Annotated in this window: 21 protein-coding genes and 2 riboswitches; of the genes, 9 read left to right on the forward strand and 12 right to left on the reverse strand. The window is 63.1% G+C overall.

What is annotated here, in order from left to right:
* Positions 1-57 precede the first annotated feature (57 nt).
* Entirely contained in the window at positions 58-2,280 is a 2,223-nt protein-coding gene (locus tag LG294_RS03225; protein WP_404289452.1) for an NADP-dependent isocitrate dehydrogenase, read from the forward strand.
* 97 nt (positions 2,281-2,377) lie between these two features.
* Here LG294_RS03225 and LG294_RS03230 read toward each other — a convergent pair whose 3' ends face one another.
* A complete protein-coding gene (locus tag LG294_RS03230; RefSeq protein WP_404289454.1) occupies positions 2,378-2,812 on the reverse strand; it encodes a hypothetical protein in 435 nt (144 codons plus the stop codon).
* 277 nt (positions 2,813-3,089) lie between these two features.
* Here LG294_RS03230 and LG294_RS03235 point away from each other — a divergent pair, with 277 nt between their 5' ends.
* The gene (locus LG294_RS03235; protein ID WP_404289456.1) at positions 3,090-3,701 is read left to right on the forward strand and encodes a maleylpyruvate isomerase family mycothiol-dependent enzyme; all 612 of its coding nucleotides are present in this window, start codon (positions 3,090-3,092) and stop codon (positions 3,699-3,701) included.
* Positions 3,702-3,736: 35 nt separating this feature from the next.
* Here LG294_RS03235 and LG294_RS03240 read toward each other — a convergent pair whose 3' ends face one another.
* Both LG294_RS03240 and LG294_RS03245 read right to left on the reverse strand, forming a co-directional pair.
* Entirely contained in the window at positions 3,737-5,269 is a 1,533-nt protein-coding gene (locus LG294_RS03240) for a deoxyguanosinetriphosphate triphosphohydrolase family protein (RefSeq protein WP_404289458.1), read from the reverse strand.
* Between the two features lie 63 nt (positions 5,270-5,332).
* On the reverse strand, positions 5,333-6,229 hold the full coding sequence (locus LG294_RS03245; RefSeq protein WP_404291617.1) for an NAD(P)-dependent oxidoreductase: 897 nt from the start codon (positions 6,227-6,229) through the stop codon (positions 5,333-5,335).
* A 221-nt stretch (positions 6,230-6,450) separates the two neighbouring features.
* Here LG294_RS03245 and LG294_RS03250 point away from each other — a divergent pair, with 221 nt between their 5' ends.
* On the forward strand, positions 6,451-6,660 hold the full coding sequence (locus LG294_RS03250) for a hypothetical protein (protein ID WP_404289460.1): 210 nt from the start codon (positions 6,451-6,453) through the stop codon (positions 6,658-6,660).
* 105 nt (positions 6,661-6,765) lie between these two features.
* On the opposite strand, the gene LG294_RS03255 is transcribed toward LG294_RS03250, so the two are convergent.
* The 4 genes from LG294_RS03255 to LG294_RS03270 all read right to left on the reverse strand — a co-directional run bounded on the left by LG294_RS03255 (position 6,766) and on the right by LG294_RS03270 (position 11,003).
* Entirely contained in the window at positions 6,766-7,710 is a 945-nt protein-coding gene (locus LG294_RS03255; protein WP_404289462.1) for a hypothetical protein, read from the reverse strand.
* Positions 7,711-8,019: 309 nt separating this feature from the next.
* Positions 8,020-8,592 (reverse strand): YdeI family protein, encoded by a 573-nt coding sequence (locus LG294_RS03260; RefSeq protein ID WP_404289464.1) that lies wholly within the window; start codon positions 8,590-8,592, stop codon positions 8,020-8,022.
* A 360-nt stretch (positions 8,593-8,952) separates the two neighbouring features.
* Entirely contained in the window at positions 8,953-9,993 is a 1,041-nt protein-coding gene (locus LG294_RS03265; RefSeq protein WP_404289466.1) for a methionine synthase, read from the reverse strand.
* A gap of 17 nt (positions 9,994-10,010) precedes the next feature.
* Entirely contained in the window at positions 10,011-11,003 is a 993-nt protein-coding gene (locus tag LG294_RS03270; RefSeq protein ID WP_404289468.1) for a DUF1852 domain-containing protein, read from the reverse strand.
* A gap of 122 nt (positions 11,004-11,125) precedes the next feature.
* On the opposite strand from LG294_RS03270, the gene LG294_RS03275 reads away from it, so the two are divergent.
* From LG294_RS03275 to LG294_RS03295, 5 genes are all read left to right on the forward strand, one after another.
* Complete coding sequence (locus LG294_RS03275) at positions 11,126-12,067, forward strand: LysR family transcriptional regulator (RefSeq protein ID WP_404289470.1); 942 nt, start codon at positions 11,126-11,128, stop codon at positions 12,065-12,067.
* 238 nt (positions 12,068-12,305) lie between these two features.
* Positions 12,306-12,396: riboswitch (SAM riboswitch) on the forward strand.
* A gap of 88 nt (positions 12,397-12,484) precedes the next feature.
* The gene (locus LG294_RS03280) at positions 12,485-13,795 is read left to right on the forward strand and encodes an O-acetylhomoserine aminocarboxypropyltransferase/cysteine synthase family protein (RefSeq protein WP_404289472.1); all 1,311 of its coding nucleotides are present in this window, start codon (positions 12,485-12,487) and stop codon (positions 13,793-13,795) included.
* Positions 13,792-15,018, forward strand: coding sequence for a cystathionine gamma-synthase (locus LG294_RS03285; RefSeq protein ID WP_404289474.1), 1,227 nt, complete (start codon positions 13,792-13,794; stop codon positions 15,016-15,018). The genes LG294_RS03280 and LG294_RS03285 overlap by 4 nt, the downstream gene beginning before the upstream one ends.
* Positions 15,019-15,038: 20 nt before the next feature.
* Positions 15,039-16,967, forward strand: a complete 1,929-nt coding sequence (locus LG294_RS03290) for an HNH endonuclease (RefSeq protein WP_404289476.1) — start codon at positions 15,039-15,041, stop codon at positions 16,965-16,967.
* Positions 16,968-17,113: 146 nt separating this feature from the next.
* Entirely contained in the window at positions 17,114-18,115 is a 1,002-nt protein-coding gene (locus tag LG294_RS03295) for a bile acid:sodium symporter family protein (RefSeq protein WP_404289478.1), read from the forward strand.
* A 93-nt stretch (positions 18,116-18,208) separates the two neighbouring features.
* Here LG294_RS03295 and LG294_RS03300 read toward each other — a convergent pair whose 3' ends face one another.
* The 4 genes from LG294_RS03300 to LG294_RS03315 all read right to left on the reverse strand — a co-directional run bounded on the left by LG294_RS03300 (position 18,209) and on the right by LG294_RS03315 (position 22,079).
* Positions 18,209-19,267, reverse strand: coding sequence for a Gfo/Idh/MocA family protein (locus tag LG294_RS03300; RefSeq protein ID WP_404289480.1), 1,059 nt, complete (start codon positions 19,265-19,267; stop codon positions 18,209-18,211).
* A 42-nt stretch (positions 19,268-19,309) separates the two neighbouring features.
* Positions 19,310-19,831, reverse strand: coding sequence for a gamma carbonic anhydrase family protein (locus tag LG294_RS03305; protein ID WP_404289482.1), 522 nt, complete (start codon positions 19,829-19,831; stop codon positions 19,310-19,312).
* Positions 19,832-19,912: 81 nt separating this feature from the next.
* Positions 19,913-20,758 carry a formyltetrahydrofolate deformylase gene (gene purU / locus LG294_RS03310; RefSeq protein ID WP_404289484.1) on the reverse strand — a complete coding sequence of 282 codons (846 nt, stop codon included), beginning with the start codon at positions 20,756-20,758 and terminating at the stop codon, positions 19,913-19,915.
* 61 nt (positions 20,759-20,819) lie between these two features.
* A complete protein-coding gene (locus tag LG294_RS03315; RefSeq protein WP_404289486.1) occupies positions 20,820-22,079 on the reverse strand; it encodes a flavin-containing monooxygenase in 1,260 nt (419 codons plus the stop codon).
* 40 nt (positions 22,080-22,119) lie between these two features.
* Positions 22,120-22,207: riboswitch (ZMP/ZTP riboswitch) on the forward strand.
* A gap of 54 nt (positions 22,208-22,261) precedes the next feature.
* Between LG294_RS03315 and LG294_RS03320 the strand changes: the two genes are divergently transcribed.
* Positions 22,262-23,137 carry a bifunctional methylenetetrahydrofolate dehydrogenase/methenyltetrahydrofolate cyclohydrolase gene (locus LG294_RS03320; protein ID WP_404289488.1) on the forward strand — a complete coding sequence of 292 codons (876 nt, stop codon included), beginning with the start codon at positions 22,262-22,264 and terminating at the stop codon, positions 23,135-23,137.
* Between the two features lie 141 nt (positions 23,138-23,278).
* Here the strand turns inward: LG294_RS03320 and LG294_RS03325 are convergent, their stop codons facing one another.
* Positions 23,279-24,679: an MFS transporter gene (locus LG294_RS03325; RefSeq protein WP_404289490.1), complete on the reverse strand. Its 1,401-nt coding sequence runs from the start codon at positions 24,677-24,679 to the stop codon at positions 23,279-23,281.
* Positions 24,680-24,727: the final 48 nt, after the last annotated feature.

Consider the following 24,727-nt stretch of genomic DNA (forward strand, 5'->3'; position numbering starts at 1 on the left):
GTTGAGTTTAGGGCGGTTAGCCCGCTTCCGCACGACGTTCAGGGAGACGCCACACATATGGCCAAGATTATTTACACCCACACCGACGAAGCCCCGATGCTGGCAACTTACTCGTTCCTGCCAATCGTGGAGGCCTTCGCGTCGACCGCCGGTGTTGAACTAGAGACCCGCGACATTTCGCTGGCTGGACGCATCATCGCCACCTTCCCGGACTATGTCACCGAAGAGCAGCGCATCTCGGATGCCCTGGCAGAACTTGGCGATCTGGCCAAGACCCCAGAAGCAAACATCATCAAGCTGCCTAACATCTCGGCTTCGATTCCGCAGCTGAAGGTTGCCATCGCTGAGCTCCAGGCAGCCGGCTACGCATTGCCTGACTACCCGGACAACCCATCCTCGGATGAAGACACTGATGTCCGCGCACGCTACGACAAGCTCAAGGGTTCGGCAGTTAACCCTGTCCTGCGCGAAGGCAACTCGGACCGCCGTGCCCCGTTGAGCGTGAAGAACTACGCTCGCAAGTACCCGCACTCCATGGGTGCCTGGGCCTCCGACTCGAAGACCAACGTCGCCACCATGGCTGCCGACGACTTCGCCTCGAATGAAAAGTCTGTCGTCATCGACAAGGACAAGAGCATCTCCATTCGCTTCGTGGGCGAAGACGGAGAAGTAAAGGTCCTGAAGAAGCCATTCAAGGTCCTCGAAGGTGAAGTCATCGACGGCACCGTCCTGCACGTGGCGGCTCTGTCCGAGTTCCTGAAGAACGCAGTGTCCCGCGCCAAGGAAGAAGGGGTGCTCTTCTCAGCACACCTGAAGGCCACCATGATGAAGGTTTCGGACCCAATCATCTTCGGCCACGTCGTCAAGGCGTACTTCTCCGAACTGTTCGCGACCTACGGCGACGAACTGGCGGCAGCCGGCCTGAACCCGAACAACGGCCTGGCAGCTATCATCGGCGGACTGGACGAGCTCTCCGACGACGTTCGCGCGGGTGTGGAGAAGCTGATCGCCAAGGGTCTGGAAGAGGGCCCAGCCGTTGCCATGGTCGACTCCGACAAGGGCATCACCAACCTGCACGTCCCATCCGACGTGATCGTTGACGCTTCGATGCCAGCAATGATCCGCCTCGGCGGTAAGATGTGGGATGCCAAGGGCGACACCGCAGACACCCTGGCCGTTCTCCCGGATTCCTCCTACTCGGGCGTCTTCCAGACCGTGATCGAGGATTGCCGCGCAAACGGCGCCTACGACCCAACCACCATGGGCACCGTGCCGAACGTCGGCCTGATGGCTCAGAAGGCCGAGGAATACGGCTCCCACGACAAGACCTTCGAATTGGCGGCCAACGGTCACGTCCAGATCCTGGACGAGAACGACGCGGTCCTGATCGAGCACCAGGTCTTCGCCGGCGACATCTGGCGTGCATGCCAGACCAAGGACGTTGCGATTCGCGACTGGGTCAAGCTTGCAGTGAACCGTGCCCGTGCCTCGCAGACCCCGGCCGTCTTCTGGCTGGATGAAAAGCGCGCACACGACGCAGTGCTGATCGCCAAGGTCAACGAGTACCTGAAGGAACTGGATACCGCTGGCTTGACCATCGAGATCCTGGCCCCGATTGCGGCCACCAAGTACACCATCGAACGCATTCGCCGTGGCGAGGACACCATCTCGGTGACCGGTAACGTGCTTCGCGACTACCTGACCGACCTGTTCCCAATTCTGGAATTGGGCACCTCGGCCAAGATGCTCTCGATCGTTCCACTGCTTGCTGGCGGCGGACTGTTTGAGACCGGTGCTGGTGGTTCGGCTCCAAAGCACGTTCAGCAGCTGGTGAACGAAAACCACCTGCGTTGGGATTCGCTCGGCGAGTTCCTGGCCCTGGCTGCTTCCTTCGAACACCTGGCCACCACCACCGACAACGCCCGCGCTCAGGTTCTGGCTGACACCCTTGACGCCGCGACCGGCACCTTCCTGTTGGAAGACAAGTCGCCAAAGCGCAAGGTTGGCCAGCTGGACAACCGCGGCAGCCACTTCTACCTGGCTAAGTTCTGGGCAGAAGAATTGGCCAAGCAGGACAAGGACGCTCAGCTGGCTGAAGCCTTCTCCGCAGTGGCCAAGGCACTGGGCGAGAACGAGGAAGCAATTGTTTCCGAGCTCGCCGAGGTCCAGGGCAAGGCAGTGGATATCGCTGGCTACTACCGTCCGGACGAGGCCAAGACCTCAGCCGCAATGCGCCCAAGCGCAACGCTGAACAAGACGCTGGACCTGCTGACCAAGTAGTTCCTAGCTGATCAAAAACCATCGGCACCAACTCGAAAGGGTTGGTGCCGATGGTTTTAACCTGAAGTATCTGAAATCGTACGGCGTGGTTACAAGTTCAGGCTTCGACTGGGGCAATCGAGATGGTCACTTCGCTGGCGCGCAGCAGTTGAAGCTGGAATGAGACGGCCTCGGCGTAGTCCGGAAGTTCGATCTCTGCGTACGTGACCGGGCTCTTTGGCGAACAATGAATCTCCAGCTGGCCTCGATTGTTCTCGGTGCCGCCAGCCCAGGGGATGTGTGTTGCTTGGTCCTGACCGTTGCACTGGACCGCAATCGAATAGCGACCGCCGGTGATAGCGCGGCCGATGGAAACTTCTTGATTATTGTTCTGAACAACCGTAGATAATACGGCGACCTCATGGCCCTGCAAGGACGGCGGGGCATCGTCGTTCGATCCAGCTGGCCGTATGTCACCTGTGGCGTTGCAAGCAACCATTTGAGTTGCAACGACAAGTGCCGCAGCCACGACTGCGAGAGGTCTTAGCTTCAATTTCATTCCTCGCTGAGTTGGTTTCGGAGCAAGCCCACGAGGGGCCGCTTATTAGCCTAGCCACTAAAAGTAAAACTACGGTAGAGAGCTCCGGCGGTGTCCGACCGATTGAGCGGCGAACATACGTTGCCCAAGAAAGTGATGGTCTGTGCCTCCGAGCGCGCGAGATTATTGCCCGCCGGCGCGAGGCGAATGAACGCTTCGTCTATCGTGATGGCCACCGCCGAGGCACACCACGCGTGTTGTTTCACGCGGGCCCAACTGCAAGACTCTTCTTATGCAAGATCTCTGGGACCTAGTACATGCCGAACGCAAGGCACTGATCGACGACCTGTCCGAATTGGGCCCGGAGCAGTGGGAGCGTCCGTCGTTGTGCTCCGGTTGGACGATTCACGACGTCGCCGCGCATCTCGTGGACAACGCTCGCACCACGACACCGCGATTGCTGTTCGCGATGCTCCGTGCGCGCTTTGATTTCGACCGGCAAAACTCAAATGGTGTCGCCGCCGAAAAGGGCGCGACTGCACAACTGACCTTGCAGCGGCTCCAGGAAGTCGCCGCGCGCAAAAGCGGACCGCCGGCCCCGCTAGCCAGCCGGCTTGTCGAAGAAGTCGCCCATGGCGAAGATATCCGCAGGCCCTTGGGGATCACCCGCAGTTATCCGACTCAGGCTGTCACCGCAGCAATTCGCTATCAAACCCGGACGGGCCAGTCCTTCGGCGGAGCGAAGGAACTGGCCCAACGGGTCAGCCTCGTGGCTGAAGATGCGGGAGTCATCTTTGGCGCAGGCCCGGAAGTTCGTGGCCCGGCACTGGAGCTTCTGATGATCGCCACCGCTCGCGAGGCGCGAGAAGGCAGCCTCTCGGGTCCTGGTATCGAGTTGCTTTAGCCGGGCAACTGCTGCAGGCTTATGGATTCGGCGAACTACAGTCCGCGTCCGGCCTCCCAGAGGTTATCGGCCGTACCTGCCAGCAAGGCGTTCAGCGAGACAGCCTGGGCATCGGTGAACGAGGCAATGTAATCAACAATCGCTCGGGCTTGGCCTAAACGCTGCACCTCGTCCGGACCGGCCTGCAAGAAAAGCTCGGGGGAGTGCGCGCGCAACTGACGGTATTCGTCCGTGGCGGCTTCCACCGAATCTAGCAACCGGCGCGGGGCGCGCGCGGCATCTTCCGCGTCGTTGAGCCAACTATGGAAGCCCTCGGCCAAAGACCTGACGATGCGTGTCTGGCCACGCTGGTACACGGCTAAATCGGAACGATCCAGCACAAAGCGCGAGTGCACGAACTTCAGCACTCCCACATCGTGCCAGGCTTCCTTGGTGAGGCGGACGTGTCCGCTGCGAATCGTCGGGTTGCGTTCCACCGTGACGGATTCCTGCAGCCGGTCGATCCAGCGCCGGGTGAAAGCGGTGACCGCCCGATCCGCCTCCAGGCCGCCGTCATAAGGAACCGCCAGAAGCCCCTCGACCAGGTCATGGCCCACGCGTTGCACCGAGGCGCGGAAGGCCTCCGCGTCGGCGATCCACGGGTCCTTTGCAAAGGCGCGCCGCCAGGTAGATTCCAAGGCGTGGCCCGGCTTGCGCAGGTCAAGATCGGCCTGGCGCATGGCAGCTAGCTGCACTGTTTGATCCAGCCAGGCACGGAACTCGGCCGAAACGGTGGTGTACTGCAAGATCCCTGCACGGTAGAAATCGTCAAGGTCGTGGACCGCGTAGGCGATATCGTCGGCGATATCCATCACGGAGCTTTCCAGGGTCTGCTGGAATTTGCCGATGGCGGGGAACACCGAGAGCACGTCGCGCATTTCGGCGGCCTCGATGTCGTAGGCGGAATACTTCAGAGCGCCCGCCGCCGGGTCGGTCCCCACCCCGCGGGGCAGCATTTCCGGGGCGATTGGAGCCATGGTGCGCCATTCGTTGCGCGTCCACGGGTATTTCAGCACCGCCGCACGCACCGCACGGGTCAGATTCATTCCGCGTGGGGTGGCATCACAGCTATCTAGCGCGGTGAGGATGCGGAAGGTCTGCGCGTTGCCTTCGAAGCCGTCGGGCAACCCCAGAGTATTGCGGGCAACACGGTCTAATTCCTGCTCACCCAAGTGCCCGAATGGCGGGTGGCCCAAATCGTGGGCCGCGGCCGCGGCCTGCACGACCACGGGGTCGCAGCCGCCGAGCTCGGCGACGAGTTTTCGGGTTGGTTCATCGGCGGTGCGCAAGCGGATGGCGATGGTGCGGGCCACCGCAGAAACCTTCAGGGAGTGCGTCAACCGGTTGTGCACGGTGGTGCCCGAACCGGCCTGCGGGATCACCTGGGTCACCGCCGAGAGGCGCGAGAAATACGGGGAGAATCGAATGCGTTCGATATCGCTGCGGAACTCGTCCTCACCTGTACGGTTAGCCTCGTCGATCGCGCGTTCCCGGCCGCCGGTTTCATGGGTTTTCTGCCTGATATCCATCGTAGGAACTAGCCTAGGTGATCAGACCCCGAGGATCAGGCAGGCGAGGAAAATTTGGTGATGCTAATTTTGCTTCTCCGCAGGGCGGACCACATGCAGCGGCTCGACTCCCGCACTGATGCGTTGGACCTGTTCAACAGCCAGATTCATGGCCAGATCGATGAACATCCACGTGTTTCCGGCAATATGCGGGGTGATCAGGCAGTTCGGCGCCGCCCACAAGGGGTGGGTAGACGGCAATGGTTCCGGATCGGTGACATCCAATGCCGCACGCAGCCGCTCGGGCTGCAGTTCGGCAAGCAGCGCGTCGGTATCGACCACTGGACCGCGTCCCACATTTACCAGCAGGGATTGATCTGGCATATGGGCCAAGAACTCGGCATCAACGAGTCCGCGTGTCGACGGGGCGTCGGGCAGGGCAACGATCACGACCTGCGCCTGGGGCAATAGCGCTGGCAGCTCATCGATCCCGTGGACCGGTGTGCCATCGGGCAGCTGCCGAGAACGGCTGGCTACGGCGATCACTTCCTTGGGCTTGAAAGGCAGCAGGCGGTGGCGGATTTCCTGTCCGACGCCGCCGAATCCTAACAACAAGACGGTGGCTCCGTGGAGCGTACCGCCCCAGAGCGGATTCCAATCCCGCTTGAGCTGTTGAGCCCCGGACTCCGGAAGCTCGCGCAGCGAAGCCAGAACCAGAGCCAGTGTGTGTTCTGCGGTGGCATCTTCCACCGCTCCGCGGGAATTACTCAAGCTGACGTCGGAGTTCAGGTGCTCCAGGACCCATTCATAGCCAAGGGAGAGTAGATGCACGTGGCGCAGTCCTGGAATCTGCGCGACCCGTGCGCGCCGTTCGACCAGCAGCGGACGCTCGGTGATCAGCACGTCTGCTTCCGGCGCCGCCTCGTTCGAGTCGTTGAGGTGCCAGTGGATCGGAGTGATGCCAGTTAGATCCAGTTTCATTGCCAAGCGGCCATTGGGCACGAGCACACGTAAAGTCAAAGGGTTCCCTCCCGAGCTGGCCACACCGGTGACGTAAGTCTTTTGGTGCGAGCCTTGGTGCTTATTCTGCGCATCTTTGCCATCCCGTGCAAGTGCCTTGTCCTTGTGTGAAGCGTGCGCTGATTAGGTGAATCAGGGGATTCATGCTGACCTTCTGATTATCAAGATGTTAGAGTTTAGGCATGCCGCAGCCGGAAGAATACGTGAATACGTCCAACAAGTCCCAGGCGAATACCAGCTCGTCGGTCTTCATGTATTTGGGATGCACGGTGATGGTTCTTGGCCTCGCCAGCTTCATCCTAGGTGGTGGAATCAGCGGTGGATTGTTGCTGCTCTCCGGTGCCGTGCTCTACGTGGGAACCACCATCACCGAGGCAATCCGCACTAAATAGCATCGCGGACCAGGTTGCACCTCGGTGCCAAGGCGCTGCCGCAGATCCGGATGTGTCAGCCTGGCCTTGCAGTTCCAATGGGTAATGCAGGTAGTTCTGCGATCTCTATCTTGTGATATTTCCTGCGGGATCTTCCGTAACCCGTGAGAGTATCGATTCGACGATTCTCAAATCTTCAGCAGGCTTTCGAACGATCTTGCCGCGTTTGTTACTGAAGTCCTTGAAATCAATGATGACAAGCTTCAAATCGTGCTCCGGGAGGAGTTCGGCTTTGCGGGCATCGTAGATTCTGCGCTGTTCGCCACGTCGTCGTCCGCTCGCCGTGATTTTGTCGTCGAAGAACGGCACCGATTCGGTGTGCTGCCTTTCGTGATATTCCACGACTACTCCTAGTTCAGCCCAATAACCGTCCACCGGTAGCGGCTTAACTTTTCCATTCTTGGCTGACGGATCGCCGACGAGCCAGGGGAACGTTTGCTGGCCTGTCCGCTTTGCCTCCAGCACCTGATCGCAGAGCCCGAGCACGTAGTGCTCGTCGCTGTCAGCGCGTTTGCTGAGCGTGGGTGCGGGCAGATGCTTCGGCGGCGCCGGCACACGGTGCCCGCTACACCACCCCAGCTCCCAGCCGAGTGAATCGTCGAAGTAGTCGGCGTAGGCAACGGGGAGATCGGCCAGGCTATGAACTTGGGACAAAAGCATCGCGTACCAGTTGGTGTATTGCTGGTTTCCATTCTCCTTGCCGGTACTGCGCTGCATCGAGGGCATCGCCTGAAGAATCGCTTCTGCAACGCTCACATGGCTGACGTCTTCGGGAAATTGGATGTCATTGTTGAAGACGTTCTGGCCGGCGGTGGAGTAGAGGCAACGCTCTTCCGCTTCATAGGGGTCGCCGAACTCATCCTCGAAATTCCATTCCGTGACGTTGAAAATAACAATCCGCCAGGCCGTACCTGAAGCGTTCATTCCGGGCAAAGCACGCAGACCGTAATATCCCAAGCGGTGCAGCAGTCCAACGGCTTCAAGTATTCGCAGAGGAAGCTGAGAGTCCAATTGATATCCTTCGATCGCGGTTTACTAAATGCTGACATGTCCTACCGACAGTTGAGCCCAACGACCGTGCGAGGACGCATCGGCTCGACTTTTGATCCACGGGGATCAACTAACGGCAGCGATCCTTCTAGCAAAACGTTCCGCTCGATAACTTGAAATCCCGGAGAACCAGACTAAATGGCGGAATCAACGGCGGACTGATCCTTCTCTCTGGTGCAGCGTTCTGCGTGGGACCCACCATCACCGAGGCGATCCGCACCCAATAACATCGCCGACCGTGGCGCACATCGGTGACAGGTTGCAGGCGGCTCAGCCTTCCGTGTCCGTGGCTTCCAGCCCGGCCAGGAACTTGGCGAGCCGTGCGCTACGGGTCTTTTCGGTCCGGGCAATCATCAGCTGGTGCAGGATGTGATAGCGCGGCTGGGACTTCAACGCGGCGAAATTCTTGGCCGCAAGAGGAGAGCGGTCCAGCGCATTCTGGAGATCTTGCGGCACCTGGGCGGTGGCTTGGCCTTGGTACGCGCGTTCCCACCGTCCATCGTCCTTCGCCTTGTGGATCTCCGCATACCCTCGCGGGCGCATGCGGCCTTGGTCGATCAGCTCCTGGGCATATCCAGTGTTCTTCTCCGACCAGACGGAGGTCTTGCGCCGAGGGGTGTAGCGCTGGAGGAAAGTCGCTTCATCGCGACGCCGGCGCACAGCGTCAATCCATCCACTGCATAGCGCCTCGGGCAAGGCTTGGGTGACAGTAAGCGTTGTCGGAGAAGTCGTACCTTTCTTGGCAACTACCAGCCAGACCCCATCACTGGTCTCTTCGTGTTCATCGAGCCAAGCACGCCAAGCGGCAACGTCGGGAAGAATCAAAGCATCGTCAGGATCCATGCCACCTATCCTGCTCCTAGTTGCTGATTGCCGCTAGGGATGCACCCGGCGCCGGGACGATTCCTCTGGACTGCTCCCGGTCGGAGGAATCTGGGCAACGCCGGTCCAGACCTCGGCCTTTTGGCGGACCGATCCCTGCAATAGCGAGTGTTTGCCGGTCAGCGGTGGCCAGCACGCGCGTCAGGGATCTGCCATATTTCCCGGCTCTGGAACGCCGAATAACCCTTCAGTCCCCGGCTGGCGCCGGGGACTGAAGGGTTATCGGACTTCCATGCAAGAACTTCGCTAGGACCTTCCGCAGGCGGGGACTGCGACCCAGCGTGCGAGATGAAGCCGATCCGTGATTTTGCCGTCGCCAGCTCAGACGCGGGCGGCAACCAGCTCCTCGCGCAGGATGCCGGCTCCCGCGCTGAGCGCGCTCAGCTTGGCCAGCGAGACGTCGCGGGGGAACGGTGCCATGCCGCAGTTCGTGCTGGGCACCAGCTTGTCCGCGTCGACGAACTCAAGTGCATTGCGCAGCGTCTGCGCGACCTCTTCGGGGGTTTCCACCGTTTCACTGGCCACATCGATGGCGCCGAGCATGACCTTTTTGCCGCGCACCAGCTCAACGACTTCGAGCGGGACATTGGAGTGGTGGGATTCCAAGGAGATGGTATTGATGGAAGAGGCCTGCAGCAGTGGGAAGGACTTCTCGTAGTGGCGCCACTGGGCGCCGAGGGTGGCCTTCCAGTCATTGTTCGCTTTGATCCCGTAGCCGAAGCAGATGTGCACCACGGTCTCGGCTTTCAGTCCCTGGCAGGCGCGCTCCAGGGCTGCGATGCCCCAGTCCGCAACTTCGTCGAAGAAGACGTTGAACGCGGGCTCGTCGAACTGGATGATGTCCACCCCGGCAGCTTCAAGCTCGCGGGCCTCCTGGTTGAGGATGGCGGCGAACTCCCAGGCCAGTTTTTCGCGGCTTTGGTAGTGCGCGTCATATAGCGTGTCGACCATGGTCATCGGGCCGGGAAGGGTCCACTTGATCTGGCGGTCGGTGCACGAGCGCAGGAACTTCGCGTCCTCAACGAACACCGGCTTCTCACGTCGCACGGCACCAACCACGGTCGGCACGCTCGCATCGTAGCGGTTGCGGATGCGCACCGTTTCGCGCTTTTCAAAATCGACCCCGGACAGGTGCTCGATGAAGGTGGTGACGAAGTGCTGGCGGGTCTGCTCGCCGTCGCTGATGATGTCGATGCCGCGCCGGGTCTGCTCCAGCACGGCTGCGCGCATGGCGTCCTGCTTGCCTTCGCGCAGCTGCGCGCCTTCCAGCTTCCAATCAGACCAGAGGGTTTCGGGCTTCGCCAGCCAGGAAGGCTTGGGCAGGCTGCCGACAATTGAGGTGGGAAGTAGCTTGGATGTCATCGTGTGTCTTTCGGTTCTCAGGCGACGGGAGCTGGGCAGGTGGCAGCCCACTGGTCCAGCAATTCGCGGTTCGGGGTGATGAAGTGCTCCGCGGTGTATCTGCCCTGTGCTGCTCCGAGCCGAGTGCGCTCTTCGCGGTCGTAGGAGATCCTGGTCGGGGCGAAATCCTGTGCCCCCAAGCTTGGGCGATAGACGGCCGGTGCAGCGGAATTTGCGTTGTAAATCTCGGGACGATAGATCTTCTGGAAGGTCTCCATAGTGCTGATGGTGCTGATCAGCTGCAGATTGGTGTAGTCGCCCAGCAAGTCGCCACGGAAGTAGAACGCCAGGGGAGCGACGGCGCCCGGGGGCATAAAATAGCGCACGCGCAGCCCCATCTTGCCGAAGTACGCATCGGTCAGGGAATTCTCATCCTGCTGGTATTCCAAGCCGAGGACCGGATGGCTGTTGCCCGTGCGGTAGTAGGTTTTGGAAGTGGAGACGCTGATGCAGACCACGGGTAGTTGCGCGAAGCGCTGATGATAAGCCTGCGAATCCAGGAAATGCTGGAAGAGCTGGCCATGAAGGTCGCCAAAATCTTCAGGCAATTTAGGGGCTCCGGAGCCGTTGCTGGCTGCCGGAAGCACCACGCTGAAGTCGTAATCGCGCACATAGGAAGAGAAATTATTGCCCACCATACCGTGGCTGCGGGTGCTGGTGGCACGGTCCACGATAGTGGTGTCCAATACTTCAAGCAGCGGGAACTGCTCCGCTTCGTTGGCTGAGTCGAAGTGCACATTGGCGGAGATGATCTCCAGCTCGAGTTCATAGCGATCGCCCTGAGGATTGTCCCAGTGAGCCAGCGAATTAAAGCGGCGGTTGATCATCGTCAGAGCGTTGCGCAGGTTCTCCTGGCGGTTTTCCCCGCGGGCCAGATTGGCGAAGTTTGTCGTGACTCGTGAGCTCGCACAGGGAGCGTAGTCTTCGTCGAATTTGGTGGTGCTGATGCTGAAAGTGAACGCGTCTGCCATGGTGGCCTATCTGGTGCTCAGTGGCCTGGGCCGGCCGAAAGTAAGTCGATGCGTCCATCATGCAGTGAGTTCGCGGATATCAGGTAACTCGATATAACTATGGATTCATATAGACTCACGCTATGGTTCAGGGAACGAGTGGTTTGACACTGCAGCAGTTGCGCTATTTCATCGCGGTCGCCACTGAGGGGTCGATCTCCGCGGCGGCTGACCTGATCTACGTCGCGCAGCCGAGCATGTCGGCGGCGATGAAGGAGCTCGAAGCCCGAGTGGGACGCACTTTGCTGGTCCGCTCGGCCAGGGGCGTGACGCTCACGGCCGAGGGGGCAGAATTCCTCGGCTACGCCCGGCAGGTTCTGGAGCAGGTGGAGCTGCTTGAGCATCGCTATCTCGGCCGCCCCTCGGTCCGTCGCCTGCTCGGCGTGTCCACGCAGCACTATTCCTTCTCGGTGGATGCGTTTGTCAGGATGGTGCAGGCCAGCGGGGCCGAGGAATATCAATTCTCGCTGCGCGAGACCCGCACCGAACAGATCATCGAGGACGTGCGCACCCTGCGCAGCGACATCGGCATCCTGTACCGCAACGACTTCAACCGGAAGGTCATCGACAAGCTGCTGCGCGAGTCCCGGCTCGTGTTCCATCCCCTGTTCCTCGCCGATCCGCACATCTTCATTTCGCGCAGCAACCCGCTGGCCTCCCGGGCGCGGGTGGCGCTCGGGGACCTCGAAGACCTGCCGCGCTTGACCTTCGACCAGGGGGCGAACAACTCGTTCTACTTCGCCGAGGAAGTGCTCTCCACAAGCTCCAGCAAGCGCGAGATCCAGGTCTCGGACCGCGCGACCATCTTCAACCTCATGATCGGCCTGGGCGGGTACACGATCTCCACGGGCATCATCAGCGACGAGCTGGACCCGTCCATCGTCGCCATCCCGCTGGATGTCGATGAGCGCATCGAGATCGGCTGGATCGACCATGCAGCGATTCCGCTGACCGAGCAGGCACGGCGCTATCTGGACGAGGTGCGCTCGGTCGTCGCAGGCTTCGGAGTTGAGGTCCTGGGCTGAATCCCTGGCCCCCAAGGCGTAACACCGTGTCACTTGGTGGACCGCCGGCGTCACAATAGTTGCGCAAACCCCTGGTCTTTCAAGGATTTTGGCGGCTGCCGCGCGTCACAAAAGGACTGCGGACCGGGCCCTGTTACGGAACTGGCGCGAGATATGAAGCCAGGTGCCCCTGTGTGAAGCGCGGGCGCGGGCGTTGTTTGCACCGCCGGATGCCGATGTCCAACCATGGAAGAACAACAACCCATCAAGAGCGACTAAGAGATCTGGCTCGTTGACGTCGCAGCAACCATCGGGAAACCGAAAGGTGCTACTGCCAGGAACGATGGAGCAGTTCCGAACGCGCTTTTGCGTGCTGTGCTTCGTGTCGCCACACGATGCCGATCGGTGCACTCCCTCGCACAGAATCGAGGAGGAGCTATGAGCCAACGCCAAGGAACCGACGCGGTCCATGCAGGGTATCGTCCGAGCGGAGATTCCCGCCCGATGCTGCCGCCACTGCATAACTCGGCAGCGTACCAGTTCGAATCGCACGCCGAAGCGATCGAGAAGTTCGCGTTGCGCCAGCCTGGATTCACCTATTCACGCACCGGCAACCCCACCGTGGCCATCCTGGAGCAGCGGGTGGCCGCCCTGGAAGGCGGAGCGCACGCGGTGGCCACCGCCACCGGGCAGGCAGCAGTGGCCCTGTCCCTGCTGGCTCTGACCCAGGGACCCCGGCACATCGTGGCCTCCTCTTCGCTCTACGGCGGCACCGTGGATCTGTTCACCGACACCTTCGCGGACTTCGGCATCCGGGTCAGCTTTGTCGACCAGGCCGATCCGGCCGCCTGGGCTTCGGCCATCGAAGAGGACACCCGGGCGTTTTTCCTGGAATCGGTCTCCAACCCGCTGTGCACCGTGGCCGATATCCCTGCCATTGCGGTCATCGCGCACGAGCGCAACATCCCGGTGGTGGTCGATAATACGTTGGCCACCCCGCTGAACATTCGCCCGCTGGATTTTGGCGCCGACATTGTGGTGCACTCGGCCACCAAGGGACTAGCCGGACACGGCTCGGTGCTTGGCGGAGTGGTGGTGGATTCGGGGAAGTTCGATTTCTCCGATCCGCACCGCTGGCCGCAAATCGCTTCCCCGCGAGTGCGGCTGAACAATACCTCGCTGCTTGAACGCCACGGAGCGGCCGCCTACGCCATGCTGGTCCGCTCCAAATTCCTGCACGATCTGGGACCGGCTTTGGCCCCGGCCAGTGCCCAAGGCATCCTGACCGGTATCGAAACCTTGCCGGTACGTGCCGCACACGTTCAGCGCAGCGTGAGCACCCTGATCCAGGAACTTGCAGATCACCCAGGCATTGTGGCCATTCACCACCCTTCGCTGCCTACTCACCCGAGCCACGAGCTGACCAAAAAGCTCACGCCCAAGGGCACAGGTTGTGTGCTGGCCATCGAACTGGCCCACCCCTCGCTGGTGTCCCCGGTGATCGACGGGCTGAAGCTGATCAGTCTGGCCGCAAATGTGGGCGATACACGCACCATGGTCGCCCACCCGGCCACCATGACGCACTGCCGGCTCTCCGCGGAGCAGCTTCTCGCCGCGGGCCTGAACACCTCCACCCTGCGCATTTCGGTGGGGCTTGAAGACCCCGCCGATCTGCTCGCCGACCTCACCCATGCGCTGGACAGCGCATTAAACCGAACCCTGGCCCTGCATACCCAAGGAGCATCATGAGCGGCTTCAACACCCTCGCCGTACACGCCGGCCAGCATAAAGACCCGCACACCGGAGCCGTGGTCCCACCGATCTACCAGACCAGCACCTTCATCCAGGACGGAATCAACGTACTGCGTGCCGGGCACGAGTACTCCCGCGGCTCGAACCCCACCCGTGATGGCTTCCAAGCACAGCTCACCGCCTTGGAAGGCGGAGCCGCGGGGTTCGCCTTCGCCTCGGGCATCGCCGCCGAAGACGCCCTGCTGCGTGCGGTCCTTGAGCCCGGCGATCACATCATCCTTGGCGCCGACGGCTACGGCGGCACCAACCGGCTGATCTCCAAACTGCACAGCAAGTGGGGCATCACCTCTTCCGCGGTGGATATCACCAACCTGGACTCGGTGCGTACCGCGGTGCGCCCGAACACCGCGCTGCTCTGGGTGGAGACTCCCTCCAACCCGCTGCTGGGCATCGCCGATCTTGCCGGCTGGGCTGGCCTTGCACGGGAAGTCGGTGCCCTGCTGGTTGTGGACAACACCTTCGCCACCCCTTATCTACAGCGCCCGCTGGACTTCGGCGCCCACGCGGTGGTCCACTCCACCACCAAGTACATTGGCGGACACTCCGACGTCCTTGGCGGTGCGGTCATTGTGGCCGATCACCATTTCCGTGGCCAGACGCTGGCCGAAGCCGTTGGCTACCAGCAGTTCGCCGGCGGCGCGGTGGCCGGTCCGCAGGATTCCTACCTGGCCGCCCGCGGCCTGAAGACCTTGGGCCTGCGCATGGAACGCCACTGCGCTTCGGCGGATAAACTGGCTCGCTGGCTCGATCAGCAGCCCGAAGTCACCAGCGTCTACTACCCGGGTCTGGAGCACCACCCGGGACATGCGCTGGCCAAACGCCAGCAGCGTGGTTTTGGCGGCATCGTCTCGCTGCAACTCACCGATGAAGCAGCAGCCCGCGCCTTCGCCGAATCCATGGAGTACTTCCAGCTCTCGGTGTCTCTGGGCGGCGTCGAATCCCTGGTCTGCTACCCGCGCGAAATGACCCACGCCTCACTGATCGGCACCGAGCTGGAAATCCCGGCCAACCTGGTCCGCCTTTCGGTGGGCATCGAGGAACCGGAGGACCTCATCGCGGATCTTTCCCGCGGGTTGGCCGCTGCGCGTCACGCCGCAGACCCAGACCCGGCCCGCGCCATTTGTCCACAGCCGGTGGCTGAACTCGCCCTGCAGCTTTAGCTGCCACGCACACTGGTGCCATGGATACCTCCAGAAGCACCGCTGAGGCCCTGGGCCAGCTGGCTCGGGGCCTGGCGCTGATCACCGCCGCGACGCATGCGATCGCCGCCGGTGCGCCCGCCCCGGGGCACGCCGCCTACTTCGCCTGGCTCACCGAGCAGGCCTCCGCTACCGTGGCCCACGCGCAAATCCACGCGGCCGACGCGCTGCGCCGCAGCGGAGCGCACAAGCTGGACCAGCAGTCCCTCCAAGCGATCTCCGACGCCGGCGTGGATCCGGCACCCGAAGAGCTCGACGCGTTGCGCGGGCAGACCACCACCGGCCGGACGCAGTTCAAGGCGACCGCGGAGCTGCTGCACGGCTGGCTGGGCGTGCCCGCAACCACCGCGCGGGAACGCCTGGTTCACGCCGATTGCCTGATCGCCGGCGTCGACGAGGCCGGGCAGCGCATCGACCCGTGGCTGCCGCAATTGGCAGCGCAGTTCTCCGATCCCGCCGCCGATCCGCGTCTGATCGTGGGAACGGCGAAGAAGATTCACGCGGCGCGCAACGATCTGGGCCAAGGCGACGAGGCCGCGGCCGCCAAAGCACGGCTTCAGGCCGAAGCGGTGAACTTCATCAAGAACGAGCCGGCCACCGCGCGCAAGCACGTGGCGGACCTGGTCGCTCAGGTGAAGTCCGGGAAGCGGCCGATGAAAGCGCTGTTGGCGGAAATCGGGTTCTTCAAGCTAGGGGTGCGCAACGGGCTGGTCGAGTACTTGCTGCGCGTTCTGCCATCGCAGGCGGCGCAGATCGAGGCATTCCAGCAGGCGCTGAACAACCCGAAGACGATCGCCGGCAACCGGGAGGCGCTCAAGGATTTGGATGCCGAGCTGACCGGGCAGCCAGGAAGCGCATGGGACGATGCGGATTCGATGCCCGACTGGGCCAAAGGCGACGCGGATGGCGTGGAGTTTGAAAATCGCCCGTCGCAGGCCGAGCCCGGGAACGACGCTACCGGGCCCGCGGAAAATGAAGAGCCACGCAACGCCATGGAGCGCGGAAGCGCAGCCCAGAGCGATGACCCGGCAGACCCGGACCAAGATCCGGCGGGCGAGGCCGAAGGCCGCCGGGCCGATCCGGCCAGCGATTGCTCTGCAGCACCGGCGCTCCCGGGCATCGACGCTCCACGGCTCTCCGCCGAGGTCGCCCCGAGCAGCGCTACTGGGGAGCTTTCCGAATCCGCGGTTGACCCGCCAGAGCTTGCACGTGCCGGCCCTGAGGCGGAGGCCCCGTGGGAAGAGCTGCGGCCCGAACGCCGGTATCTGATCGGCTTCATGGCGCTGCTGATGACCGACCGCACCGGTTCGGATGGTTTGACGGGGAAGCGGCCGGGTCTGGTTGCCCCGCAGGTGAGCATCATCTTGGACTACGAGAAGATGCGCGAGCACGGCAAGGACTTCGCCGTAACCTCCTCGGGCATCGAGCTGACGGTAGGCGAGACGCGGGCGGCGTTATGCAACGCGGGAGTGTACCCATTGGTGCTCAATGGCAAGAGCCTGCCATTGGATTTGGGACGCACGCAGCGGTTGTTTTCCAAGGCCCAGGGCCGGGCGATACGCGCCGCCTATCGGGGGTGTGCATATCCAGGATGCAGCATGCCCGCCGAGCGGTGCGAGCTGGATCATCTGGACGCCTGGGAAAAGGGCGGCGCCACGGATGTGGATTCCTCGGAGTTGGGCTGCTCGGTGCACCATATCGAGCGGCACTGCGGGTTGTTCCACGCGGTGAAGATCAAGGGATGCCGGCCAATGGTGCTGCTCTCCAAGGAGCTGGATCCACAGCAGCGCCTGCGGATCAATACGTATTTCATGACGCCTTCCGAAGCATCGGAAGCGGAGGGATTGGCACAGCGGATGACTCGGTTGTGGCGTGCGGGGGAGCTGGACGTGGAAATCGTCGATCCCTGATCGCCCGAGCGCATCAAGCCGACGCGGCCGTCCCGCGGGGAGAGAGCCGAGTTCGTCAGCAGCTCCCCAGCGCCCTCCGAGGCCTGCGCTTGATCGGATTGTTGTCATAATTGACGTATGGATGATCGATTTGTAAAGATTATCCCATGCCTTCTGATCTTCCTGTTCACTCCGCGCCCGAAAAGTCCGGCGAGGAACGCAGCGCCAAAGTCGCCGTAACACTGTTTCCGCTGCTGGTCCTTGCCGGGGGCGCGCTCGCGCTGCTCACCCCAGAGACCTTCACCGGCTTCTCCAAGCTGATCAATCCGCTGCTGATGGTCATCATGTTCGGAATGGGGCTCACGCTCACCCTGCCCGATTTTGCCCTCGTAGTGCGCAGGCCGCTGCCGGTATTCCTGGGTGTCTTTGCCCAATTTGTCATCATGCCGCTGCTCGGCCTGGCTATCGCCTTGGCCTTGGCGTTGCCTCCAGCACTGGCCGCCGGCGTCATTCTTGTCGGTTGCACCCCGGGCGGCACCGCCTCGAACGTGGTCACCTACCTGGCCAAGGGCGACGTCGCCCTCTCGGTGACGATGACCTCGATCTCCACGCTGCTCGCCCCGATCTTCACCCCGCTGCTGACCCTCTGGCTCGCCGGCCAATACCTGCCGGTGGCCGCGGGAACCATGGCGCTGTCCATTGTGCAGATCGTGCTTATTCCCGTGGTCCTGGGTCTTGCCTTGCGCTCGATCCTGCCGCGTCTGGTCAATGCGGTGCTGCCGGCCCTTCCGTGGGTTTCGGTCATCGCGATCACCTGTGTGGTGGTCATCGTGGTCGCCGGCAGCTCGGCGGCGATTTTCAGTGCCGGCCTGCTGATCCTGCTGGCGGTGATCCTGCACAACGCCGGCGGCATCGCGCTGGGCTACGGCACCGCAAAACTCTTCAAGCAGCCGATCGCCAGCCGCCGCACGATGGCCATCGAGGTGGGGATGCAGAATTCTGGTCTGGCTTCCGGTCTGGCCAAGCAGTTCTTCACCCCCGAGGCGGCGCTTCCCGGTGCCGTGTTCTCCGTATGGCACAACCTCTCCGGCGCGCTGATCGCAGCTTATTGGCGTCGCAGCAGCGCTAAAAAAGACCAGCTGGACGCCGACGCGCAGCTCGTCAACTAGTCGCGCAGCAGCGCCACGCACAAAACGCCGGCCCAACGATGAGCACATCGTCGGGCCGGCGCTTTGCGTTTAATAGCTGACCGCCAACTGAGCCTAGCTTTTCACCAGATCGTTCGGGTAGCTGACCCCCACTTGGTGGCGGATCGCATCGAAGAGCTCCATGGTTTTCACCGAGTGCTCCCAGGGCATCGTGGGGGACTGGGTGAGGCCCTGCTGGATGCAGCGGGTGGCCTCGCGGAACTCGTACCCGTAGTTCTCGCCTACCGCCTCGAACTCTTCCACGCGTGCCGGCCCATTGGTGGGATGGATGAATAACTTGGTGGCATTATGCAGTGGCGCGTTCGTGGCCAGCCAGCCCTCGGCGCCGGTGATTCGCGCCTGCTGCGGGGCACCCCCATCGAGGGTCACCAGCAATTGGGCGTGCGCCCCATCTGCGTATGAGAGGTTCATCGCGGTCTGCGTATCCACACCATCCTGGTTGAGCTGCGCTACCGCATGCACCGAATCAGGGAAGCCGAGCGCGCCGATGGCCCACGTCAGCGGGTATACGGCGAGGTCCAACAAGGCACCGCCACCGGCATTCGGGTCGAAGAGGCGCGATGCCGGATCATAAGCGGCGCGGAACCCCAGATCCGCCTGCACCCAGCGGACCTCGCCCAGTTCCCCGGATTCGAAGATCGCCAGGGCGCGGGCGAAGGCCGGAGTGAAGCGCGCCCAGAGTGCTTCCATCAGGAACAGCGAGCGCTCGGCGGCGAATTCGACCAGCGTGCGCGCCTCGGCGGCGTTGATGGTCAACGACTTCTCGCAGACCACATGCTTGCCGGCGGCCAACGCGGCCATGGCGATCTCAAAATGCTGCCCATGCGGGGTAGCGATGTAGACGACTTCCACCTGCTCATCGGCGAAGAGCTCTTGATAGGAACCATAGGCCCGCTCGATGCCGTGCGCGTCGGCGAATTCCCGCGCCTTGGCCGTGTCCCGCGAGGAAACCGCGCACACATTCGCGTCGCTGAGCGCCTGCAGATCGCCTAGGACCTTGGAGACGATCCGCCCGGTGGACACCACTCCCCAGTTCAGCGTCCGGCCGGTAGGTTCGGCGGCCGGCGGGGCTGAAGGCTGCGCGGTAGGCGGCGTGCGGATATGGGAGGTCATCGGCGGTGTCCTTTTGCTAGGAGTCGAGAATCGGCGGGGCGGCTACGAGGCGTTGGCAGCCAGGTGCTTGGCCGCGAGCACCAGATAGTGCTCGGCGTTGACGTTCAGGCTGCGTACCTCTTCGTCGGTCAGTTCGCGGCGCACTTTCGCCGGAACCCCGGCCACCAGCGAACGCGGAGGCACCTGCGTGCCCTCAAGCACCAGCGCCCCGGCAGCCACCAGCGACCTCTCGCCGATGACCGCGCCGTTCATGATCGTCGCGCTCATGCCGATCAGGCAGCCGTCGCCCACGGTGGCGCCGTGCACTACCGCGCTGTGGCCGACGGATACCGCGTTGCCGATGGTGCAGGGGAATCCCTTATCGGCGTGCAATACGACGTTGTCCTGCAAATTTGTGCCCGAGCCGACCCGGATTGGGGCGGAATCCCCGCGCGCCGAGACGCCGTAGAATGCGCTGGCGCGATCTGCCAGTTTCACGTCGGCGCTCAGCGTCGCGGTCGGAGCAAGGAAAACATCGGCGCCCACCGTAGGGGTGGCGCCGTCAATGGTAATTATGTGAGCCATGGCACCCATCCTATCCGCAGTCGTCGGCGTGGAGGCCGAAGCGCTGCGCGGAGTGCGCCGTGCAGCGCGCTGCCGCGAACCCTAGGAGAAGACGATGGTGCGCTGCCCGTCGAGCATCACCCGGTGCTCGGCGTGCCACTGCACCGCACGGGTCAGCGTGCGGCCCTCGACGCTGCGCCCGAGCGCGACCAGCTGGGCTGGGGTGCGCGCATGAGTCACCGAGGTGACCTCCTGATCGATGATCGGGCCTTCGTCCAGATCCGCGGTCACATAGTGCGCGGTCGCGCCGATCAGCTTCACCCCGCGGGCATGGGCCTGGTGGTACGGCTTCGCCCCCTTGAAGGAGGGCAGGAAGGAATGGTGGATGTTGATGACCCGTCCGGCCATCCGCTCGCATAAGGCGTCGGAGAGGATCTGCATGTAGCGGGCGAGCACCACCAGTTCGATGTCGTACTCATCGGCCAAGGCCAGCAGCTCCGCCTCGGCTTGGAACTTATTCGCCGGGGTCACCGGCAGGTGCACGAAGTCCACCCCGTAGAACTCGGCCATCGGCTTCAAATCCAAGTGGTTGGAGACGATCACCGGCACCTCGATGGCCAGATTCCCGGCGCGCTGGGCGAAGAGCAGGTCGTTGAGCGCATGGCCCGCCTTGGAGCACATGATCATGGTGCGGGTGCGCTTGGCCGCGTCGTCCACGCGCAGCGACATCACAAAGTCCTCGCGGATCGGCGCGAGCGCCGCGCGCACCTGGGCCAGCGACTGTTCGGTGGCCACCTCGATGCGCATGAAGAAGGTGTCCGAATCCGGGGATTCGTACTGCTGGGACTCGGTGATATTGCAGCCAGCGCCCAGCAGCCCGCCGGAAATTGCATGCACGATGCCCGGTCGGTCCAGGCAGGAAAGGGTCACGATGTACTGGTTGCTCATGGATCGAGGTTAACCTCCGCAGGCCCGCTGCGCCCAATCCGGCCTCATGGCTGTGCGTTAATTACCTAGCCGTTGTCATCTGCGGCAGGCGGTTTTCGGCCGCAGCCAGGCTCGCGCCAGAGGAACCAACCGCCACCCCGAGCTCCTCCAGCCGGCGCACCGCCGCCACTGCGGCCTTCCGCCCGGCCCGGGTCGCTCCGACTGTGGAGGCCGAGGCACCGTACCCGACGAAGTACATCCCCGGCAGCGCGGCGGCGCTCACCGAATCGTTGTGCACCAGGATCCCCCCGGCGCTGGTGTGCAGCTTCAGCCCGCGCAGGTGCCGATGGGCATGGCGGAACCCGGTAGCCCACAGGATCGCGTCGATCTGTTCGCTCGTGCCGTCGGCAAAGCGCACCGATTGCGCGCCCAGGGCGGAGATGGCCCCGCGGGAGACCAGCGCCCCGGAATCGATGCCCGCCCGCATCGTCTCGGTGAGGATCAGCCCGGTGGTGCCGACCACGGATTTGGGCGGCAACCCGGCGGCGGTCCGCGCGTTGACCTCGCGCTCCACGGCCACACCCCATTCGGGATCGTGGCCCACCTCCCGCCAATCCGGGGCGCGCCGGGTGGACCAGAGGGTGTCGATCCCGGCGGCCCGAAGCTGCACGATGAACTGGGTGGCGCTCGCCCCGCCGCCGACCACCAGCACCCGCTGTCCGGAGAACTGCTCCGGGGCCACAAATCCGTTCGTGTGCACCTGCGGCCCGGCAAAATCTCGGCTTCCGGGATAGACCGGCCAGAAAGGGTTGGTCCAGGTGCCGCTGGCGTTGATCAACGTGCGCGCCGCGAGCTCCTCGCCGGTGGAGAGCCGGACGGTGAACCACGTTCCGTCGTGGCTGACCGCCACCACCTTCGCCGGCCGGCGCACCGCCAACCGATGCTGCGCTTCGAAATCCGCATAGTAGCCGGAGACCACCTCGGAGGCTGGCCGCGTGGGATCCTGATTCTCGAAGGGGAAGTCCGGCAGTGGATGGATTCGGTGCGCCTTGCCCAGGGTGAGGGTGTCCCAGCGGTGCTGCCAGGCGCCGCCGGGATGCTCGTTGGCGTCGAGCACCAGAAAATCCTCTCCGGGCACCATCCCGCGCCGGTGCAATTGATAGGCGGCCGAAAGCCCCGCCTGGCCGGCGCCGATCACAATACTTTGGTAGCTCACCCGAACCTGCTTTCTCCACGTTGCACTCACCGGGTACAACACCCCCGACACGGCGCGCATTCCCGCAGCATCCGTTGCCTGCAGCTTTTGCCGTGCACCACGGAAATCACATTTTTCCTCCGTCATCCACCGCCGTGCGCACCGCGAAGTTCGTTAGACTTGTGGGCAGAAGCATCGTGACTGGCGTGAGGTGGATAACCACCGGGGAGCGAAGAACCTGCAGTGAATACGGACCGCGCGCCTGGGTCTGGTACCGAACAGCATCGTGAGCCTCGCAGCAGCTGTGGGGCCACTACGGAAGGAACAGTGTGAGCGCACGTATTCTCGACGGCAAGGCCACCGCGGCAACCATCAAGGCGGAGTTGACCGAACGCGTCGCCAGCCTCAAGGAGCAGGGTCATACCACTGGTTTGGGCACCATTCTGGTGGGCGATGACCCGGGCTCGAAGTGGTACGTCGGCGGCAAGCACAAGGACTGCGCCGAGGTGGGCATCGAGTCGATCCGCGTGGACCTGCCCGAGGAAACCACCCAGGAGGAGCTGCTCGCCCAGGTGCGCAAGCTGAACGAGAATCCGGACTGCACCGGCTACATCGTGCAGCTGCCGCTGCCAAAGCACATCGATCAGGATGCCATCCTGGAAGCCATGGATCCGGAGAAGGACGCCGACGGGCTGCACCCGATGAACCTGGGCCGCCTGGTCGCCAACGTGAACCGCCCGATGAGCTCTCCGCTGCCGTGCACCCCACTGGGCTGCGTGGACCTGCTGGCCCGGCACGATATCGATCTGAACGGCAAGCACGTGCTGGTGGTCGGCCGCGGCGTGACCATCGGCCGCCCGGTCGGACTGCTGCTCACCCGCCGCGCGATCAACGCGACGGTCACCCTGGCGCACACCGGCACCACTAACCTGCCCGAGCTGCTCGCGCAGGCCGATGTCATCATCGCCGCCGCAGGCGTCCCGCACATCATCAAGGCCCAGGACATCAAGCCCGGCGCGATCGTGCTCGACGTGGGAGTCTCCCGCGTGGATGGCAAGGTCACCGGCGATGTCCACCCGGAGGTCGCCGAGGTCGCCTCGTGGATCTCGCCGAACCCAGGCGGGGTGGGCCCGATGACCCGCGCGATGCTGCTGAACAACGTGGTCGAGGCGGCCGAACGCAACGCCGCCAACGCCTCCAGCTAGGTTCGACTCACAGAACCACCCATCGGCCCGCGGGTCCAAGCGGCCTGCGCCGGCTCCTAACCGCGCTCCGGGCACAGCAACGCCCCGGCAGGAAACCAACTTGGTTTCCTGCCGGGGCGTTCGCTGTTTGCGAGCTGCCGTTTAGCGGTTGCTCAGCTCCTTAGCAGGTTCTGCCACGCGCTTATCGAAGATCAGCGCGCCGACTTCCTGCTCGGCCTGGTTGCGGAAGGACAAATCGATGCCCTTGCGATCGCGGATCATCGAGACTGCGATCAGCGAGATCGCCACGACGATCAGCAGGTAGGTGGCCACCGCGTTCGTCCCGCCGGTCGCCTGCACCAGCGCCTGGGCAATGGTCGGGGCGAAAGCGCCGCCGACGATCGCGCCGATCGCGTAGGATATCGACACACCGGAGAAGCGCACCGAGGCGGGGAACATTTCCAAGTAGAGCGCGGACTGGGCGCCGTAGGTCAGGCCCAAGCCGATGCCGAAGATGCCGAAGGCCAGGTACAGCAGACCCAGCGAACCGGAGTTGACCAGTGCGAAGACCGGGAAGAGCGAAATGCCCAAGATCACGAAGCCGATCTGGTAGGTGCGCACACGGCCCAGCACGTCGGCCAGCAGGCCGGCGATCATCGTGAAGATGAGCCAGATTGCAGCGCCGAAGACCACCGCGACCAGCACGTCGGTGCGTTCCAGCCCGATCGGGCCATCCGGGTCTGTGGTGTAGGCCTGGAAGAAGCCGCCGGTGGTCATGTAGCCGGCCGCATTGTTTCCAGCGAAGACCAGTGCCGCGACAATCACCAAGCGCCAGTGCTTGCGGAACAGTTCAACGATCGGGACCTTGGTCTGTGCCTTCTGCTCGGCGATCTCTTCGAAGACTGGGGACTCGTCCACCGCGCGGCGCACGAAGTAGCCAATGGCGATCAGCACGATGGACGCCAAGAATGGTATGCGCCAACCCCACTGCACGAATTCTTCACCCGGGGAGATGACGCCGGTCATCAGCGCCATGGTGCCCGAGGCGAGCAGCATGCCCAGCGGCACACCGATCTGCGGGTAGGAACCGGCGCGTCCGCGATGGGTGTCCGGTGCGTGTTCCACGGCCATCAGCACCGCGCCGCCCCATTCGCCACCTGCGGAAATGCCCTGCAAGATGCGCAGCAGCAGCAACAGGATGGGCGCCCAGATGCCGGCGGTCTCGTAGGTCGGGAGCACTCCGATGAGCATCGTTGCCGCGCCCATCAGGCTCAAGGTCAGCACGAGCATTGCGCGGCGGCCGATCTTGTCGCCGTAGTGTCCGGCGAGGAATGCGCCCAGCGGACGGAAGAGGAAGGACAGGCCTACGGAGGCGAAGGAGATCAGCAGGGCGATGTCTTTGCCGGCCGGTTCGAAGAACAGGTGGCTGAAGACCAATCCGGCGGCGGTCGCGTAGATGAAGAAGTCGTACCATTCAACGGTGGTGCCGATGATGGTGGCAAAAGCGACGCGCCGTTGATTGGACTTGGCGCTGCGTCCTGCTGTTGTTGCGGTGTTACCCATGATGCTCCTCGCTGAGCCGTAGCGGACCCCATGGCCGTTACTGCGTGA

This window comes from Glutamicibacter arilaitensis, from assembly GCF_044793945.1.
GTDB classification, from domain to species: Bacteria; Actinomycetota; Actinomycetes; order Actinomycetales; family Micrococcaceae; genus Glutamicibacter; species Glutamicibacter arilaitensis_B.

Excerpts from the sequence above, each read along its gene's own strand:
- LG294_RS03225 (WP_404289452.1), top strand. The coding sequence starts at position 58 with ATGGCCAAGATTATTTACACCCACACCGACGAAGCCCCGATGCTGGCA.
- LG294_RS03235 (WP_404289456.1), top strand. The coding sequence starts at position 3,090 with ATGCAAGATCTCTGGGACCTAGTACATGCCGAACGCAAGGCACTGATC.
- LG294_RS03240 (WP_404289458.1), bottom strand. The coding sequence starts at position 5,269 with ATGGATATCAGGCAGAAAACCCATGAAACCGGCGGCCGGGAACGCGCG.
- LG294_RS03245 (WP_404291617.1), bottom strand. The coding sequence starts at position 6,229 with ATGAAACTGGATCTAACTGGCATCACTCCGATCCACTGGCACCTCAAC.
- LG294_RS03250 (WP_404289460.1), top strand. The coding sequence starts at position 6,451 with ATGCCGCAGCCGGAAGAATACGTGAATACGTCCAACAAGTCCCAGGCG.
- LG294_RS03260 (WP_404289464.1), bottom strand. The coding sequence starts at position 8,592 with ATGGATCCTGACGATGCTTTGATTCTTCCCGACGTTGCCGCTTGGCGT.
- LG294_RS03265 (WP_404289466.1), bottom strand. The coding sequence starts at position 9,993 with ATGACATCCAAGCTACTTCCCACCTCAATTGTCGGCAGCCTGCCCAAG.
- LG294_RS03270 (WP_404289468.1), bottom strand. The coding sequence starts at position 11,003 with ATGGCAGACGCGTTCACTTTCAGCATCAGCACCACCAAATTCGACGAA.
- LG294_RS03275 (WP_404289470.1), top strand. The coding sequence starts at position 11,126 with ATGGTTCAGGGAACGAGTGGTTTGACACTGCAGCAGTTGCGCTATTTC.
- LG294_RS03280 (WP_404289472.1), top strand. The coding sequence starts at position 12,485 with ATGAGCCAACGCCAAGGAACCGACGCGGTCCATGCAGGGTATCGTCCG.
- LG294_RS03285 (WP_404289474.1), top strand. The coding sequence starts at position 13,792 with ATGAGCGGCTTCAACACCCTCGCCGTACACGCCGGCCAGCATAAAGAC.
- LG294_RS03290 (WP_404289476.1), top strand. The coding sequence starts at position 15,039 with ATGGATACCTCCAGAAGCACCGCTGAGGCCCTGGGCCAGCTGGCTCGG.
- LG294_RS03295 (WP_404289478.1), top strand. The coding sequence starts at position 17,114 with ATGCCTTCTGATCTTCCTGTTCACTCCGCGCCCGAAAAGTCCGGCGAG.
- LG294_RS03300 (WP_404289480.1), bottom strand. The coding sequence starts at position 19,267 with ATGACCTCCCATATCCGCACGCCGCCTACCGCGCAGCCTTCAGCCCCG.
- LG294_RS03305 (WP_404289482.1), bottom strand. The coding sequence starts at position 19,831 with ATGGCTCACATAATTACCATTGACGGCGCCACCCCTACGGTGGGCGCC.
- purU (WP_404289484.1), bottom strand. The coding sequence starts at position 20,758 with ATGAGCAACCAGTACATCGTGACCCTTTCCTGCCTGGACCGACCGGGC.
- LG294_RS03315 (WP_404289486.1), bottom strand. The coding sequence starts at position 22,079 with ATGACGGAGGAAAAATGTGATTTCCGTGGTGCACGGCAAAAGCTGCAG.
- LG294_RS03325 (WP_404289490.1), bottom strand. The coding sequence starts at position 24,679 with ATGGGTAACACCGCAACAACAGCAGGACGCAGCGCCAAGTCCAATCAA.